2 protein-coding genes are annotated in these 4,160 nt (G+C 72.1%); both read left to right on the top strand.

The window, feature by feature from the left end:
• Positions 1 to 105 precede the first annotated feature (105 nt).
• A complete protein-coding gene (gene gcvP, locus QM633_RS14355; RefSeq protein WP_415154447.1) occupies positions 106 to 2,958 on the top strand; it encodes an aminomethyl-transferring glycine dehydrogenase in 2,853 nt (950 codons plus the stop codon).
• A gap of 15 nt (positions 2,959 to 2,973) precedes the next feature.
• Positions 2,974 to 4,050, top strand: a complete 1,077-nt coding sequence (locus QM633_RS14350; RefSeq protein WP_415154446.1) for a YhjD/YihY/BrkB family envelope integrity protein — start codon at positions 2,974 to 2,976, stop codon at positions 4,048 to 4,050.
• The last annotated feature ends 110 nt before the right edge of the window (positions 4,051 to 4,160 follow it).

The following is a 4,160-nucleotide window of genomic DNA, read 5'->3' as shown; positions in this document are numbered from 1 at the left end:
GGCTGAGCCCGGGGCCGGGCTCGGCCGGGTCGCGACGCTCCGGAGTGACCACGCGGCCGCCCGGGCCGGGTCGGGCCCGCCGGTCGGGATAGGTTTGTGCACGCGATGAACGACTTCACGACCCGCCACATCGGCACAGAAGCAGACGACCAGGCCCAGATGCTCGCCGCCCTCGGCTATGCGAGCCTGGACGACCTCACCGACGCCGCGGTGCCCGAGGCGATCCGCCTCACCGCACCGCTGGACCTCCCCGCCGCCCTGAGCGAGTTCGAGGTGCAACGCCAGCTCGCCGCGCTGGCCGCCCGCAACGTGCCCGGCACGTCGATGATCGGCCTGGGCTATCACGGCACCGTCACCCCACCGGTGATCCGCCGGACGGTGCTGGAGAACCCGGCCTGGTACACCGCCTACACCCCCTACCAGCCCGAGATCAGCCAGGGCCGGTTGGAGGCGCTGGCGAACTTCCAGACCATGATCTCCGACCTGACCGGGCTTCCCGTGGCCGGTGCGAGCCTCCTCGACGAGGGCACGGCCGTCGCGGAGGCCGTCGCGGTCGCCCACCGGGTCTCGCGGAAGGGCGGGGTCGTCGTGGTGGACGCCAACCTGCTGCCGCAGAGCCTGGCCGTCCTGCGCACCCGCTGCCTGGCCACGGGGGTCGAGATCGTGGTCGCCGGGGACGGGCTGGCCGCCGCCCTCCGCACCCACCAGGCCTTCGCCGTCGTCGTCCAGGTGCCTGGAGCCGACGGCCGGCTCCCTTCGGCGGCCGAGCTCGGCGAACTCGCCGGCCTCGCCCACGACAACGGCGCCCAGCTGGTCGCCGCGGCCGACCTGCTCGCGCTCACCCTGATCGAAGCCCCCGCGCAGTGGGGCGCCGACATCGTGGTCGGCTCCGCCCAGCGCTTCGGCGTCCCGTTGTTCTACGGCGGGCCGCACGCGGGCTACATCGCCGTGCGGCAGGGGCTGGAGCGCCAGCTGCCCGGACGGATCGTCGGGCTGAGCAAGGACGCCGACGGCGTCCCCGCCTTCCGGCTCGCCCTGCAGACCAGGGAGCAGCACATCCGCAGGGAGAAGGCGACCTCCAACATCTGCACGGCCCAGGTGCTGCTCGCCGTGACGGCCAGCTGCTACGCCGTCCACCACGGCCCCGACGGGCTGGCCGCGATCGCTCGTGGCGTCCACGACCGGGCGCGGCGGCTGGCCGCGGCGCTGCTCGCCGGGGGGCTCTCGCTGGCGGGAGACGCGTTCTTCGACACGCTCACGGTCGCGGTGCCCGGCCGGGCGGCGGAGGTGGTTGCCGCCGCGCGGGCGTCCGGAGTGCACTTGCGGCTCGTCGACGCCGACCACGTGGGGGTGAGCGTGGGGGAGGACACGGGCGCGGCCGAGCTGGCCGTCGTGGCGTCCGCGTTCGGCGTCGAGCTCACCGGCGCGGTCGCCGGGGGTCTGGGCGACCACCACAGGGAGACCGACTACCTCACCCACCCGGTGTTCCACGCCTACCGCAGCGAGACCGAGCTGCTGCGGTACCTGCGCGGGCTGTCGGATCGTGACTTCGCCCTCGACAAGGGCATGATCCCGCTCGGCTCCTGCACGCTGAAGCTGAACCCCGCGGCGGCGATGGAGCCGATCAGCTACCCGGGGTTCGCCGGGCTGCACCCGTTCGTCCCCGAGGCGGACGCGGCAGGGTACGCGGAGCTGATCGGGCAGCTGTGCGACTGGCTGGCCGAGATCACCGGCTACGACCGGGTCAGCCTGCAGCCGAACGCCGGCAGCCAGGGCGAGTTCGCGGGCCTGATGGCGATCCGCTCCTACCACCTGGCCCACGGCAGCGCGAACCGCACGGTGTGCCTGATCCCTGCCTCTGCTCACGGCACCAACGCCGCCTCGGCGGTGATGGCGGGGATGCGGGTGGTCGTGGTCGCGACCGCCGAGGACGGGTCGGTCGACCTCACCGACCTGGCGGCGAAGATCGCCCAGCACGCCGACGACCTCGCCGCGGTGATGGTGACCTATCCGTCCACGCACGGGGTGTTCGAGGAGACGATCACCGAGATCTGCCGGCAGGTGCACGAGGCCGGGGGACAGGTCTACGTCGACGGCGCGAACCTGAACGCCATGCTGGGCCTGGCCCGTCCGGGCCGGTTCGGGGCGGATGTCAGCCACCTCAACCTGCACAAGACATTCGCGATCCCGCACGGCGGCGGCGGGCCCGGCGTGGGCCCGGTGGCCGTGCGCGAGCACCTCGCGCCCTACCTGCCCAACCACCCGCTGGTCGCCTCCGCCGGACCCGCCGGCAGCTACGGACCGGTCAGCGCGGGACCGTTCGGCTCGGCGGGCGTCCTTCCGATCACCTGGGCGTTCATCGCCCTGATGGGCGCGGACGGTCTGAAGCGGGCCGCTCAGTCGGCGATCCTCGCCGCGAACTATGTGGCGAGGCGCCTCGAGGCGGCCTTCCCCGTGCTGTACTCGGGCGCGTCGGGACTGGTCGCGCACGAGTGCATCCTCGACCTGCGCGACCTCACCCGGCGGACCGGCGTCACGGTCGACGACGTCGCGAAGCGCCTGGTGGACTACGGGTTCCACGCACCCACGATGAGCTTTCCCGTGGCAGGGACGCTGATGGTGGAGCCCACCGAGTCGGAGTCGCGGGCTGAACTCGACCGGTTCTGCGAGGCGATGCTGGCCATCCGGGCCGAGATGGACGCGGTCGCCGACGGCACCTGGCCGGCCGACGACAACCCGCTGCACAACGCCCCGCACCCGGCGTCGAGGATCGTCGCCGCCGACTGGGTACACCCCTACAGCAGGCAACTGGCTGCCTACCCGGCGGGGGTCCGTCCCGGACCGTTGGGTTCGGGTGGGCGCGACAAGTACTGGCCGTCGGTCGCGCGCATCGACCAGGCCTTCGGCGACCGGAACCTGGTCTGCACGTGCCCGCCGGTGGCGGCCTACGAGAGCTGAGTCAGGGGAGCGGCCATGCTGCAGTGGTGGGAGAGGTTCTCGAAGCGTCCGTTCGTCGCGCACCTGCTACGGGCCGTCGAGCGCTTCAACATCCGCGGCGGGATCCAGCTGGCGGCGGCGATCACCTACTTCTCCGTGCTCTCGCTGGTGCCGATCCTCATGCTCGCGTTCTCCGCGCTCGGCCTGACCCTGACCGTGTTCCGGCCCGAGTTGCTCGGCCAGATCGAAGGATGGCTCCGCGGTCAGCTCGACGCGGACAGCGACCTGGGCAAGAACGTGTACACGATCATCAACGGGGCGCTCACCAACTGGGCGTCCATCGCCCTGCCCGGCCTGGCGATCATGATCTGGGTCGGGTCGGGCTGGGTCGGCAACCTCAAGCGTGCGGTGCGGCTGCTCATGCGTGAGGACGTGGACAAGCCGGGCAAGCAGCTCCCGATGCCGCTGGACATCCTGGCCAACTTCGCGGGGCTGCTCGGAATTCTCGTCGGCGTGGCGGCCACCTTCGCCGCGTCCGGGGTGTCGACCTGGCTGGCCGGCTCCGTCGGCCAGTGGCTGGGGTTCCAGGAGCTCCCCGGCTGGTCGTGGGTCCTGCGGGTGCTCGGCCTGCTGGTGTCGTTCGCCGTCGGCGTGGTGCTCTTCCGGCTTCTCTTCGGGTGGTTCAGCCCGGGTCCCGTGCCCAGTCACCTGGCGTGGGTGGGTGCGGCGATCGGCTCGCTCGGGCTGATCGTGCTGCAGTCGCTCACGGGCTACCTGATCGGTGCGTTCTCCCGCAACCTCGGGTTCGCCGTGTTCGGTTCGACGCTGGTGCTGATGCTGTTCCTCAACCTGTTCGCGACCCTGATGCTGTACATCGCGGCCTGGCTCGCCACGAACGATGCGCCGGCGCCCGAGCCCACGCCGCTGCCCGAGATCGAGGCGGAGCAGCCCGTCGAGGCCCGGCCGGGAGAGCTGTCGGTGTCGAGCGAGGTCGCTCGGCGGTCCCTCGGTATCGGCCTCGGCACCGGCTACGTCGTGGGGGCGGCCACCGGACTGGGCGTCGGCGCGGTGCTCACCTCGATCCTGGCCCGCCTCTTCGGTCGCCGCGAATGAGGGGCCCGTCCGAGCGTGGGAAGGTCGAGCCGTTCCACGTGATGGAGGTCGCCAAGGCCGCAACCGAAAGGCAGCGCACCCACGGCGACGCGATCCTGCTGTGCGTCGGC

It is taken from the genome of Propionicimonas sp. (assembly GCF_047606205.1).
Classification (GTDB): domain Bacteria; phylum Actinomycetota; class Actinomycetes; order Propionibacteriales; family Propionibacteriaceae; genus Propionicimonas.
This window is presented reverse-complemented; position numbering and strand designations above follow the sequence as displayed.

Excerpts from the sequence above, each read along its gene's own strand:
- gcvP (WP_415154447.1), top strand. The coding sequence starts at position 106 with ATGAACGACTTCACGACCCGCCACATCGGCACAGAAGCAGACGACCAG.
- QM633_RS14350 (WP_415154446.1), top strand. The coding sequence starts at position 2,974 with ATGCTGCAGTGGTGGGAGAGGTTCTCGAAGCGTCCGTTCGTCGCGCAC.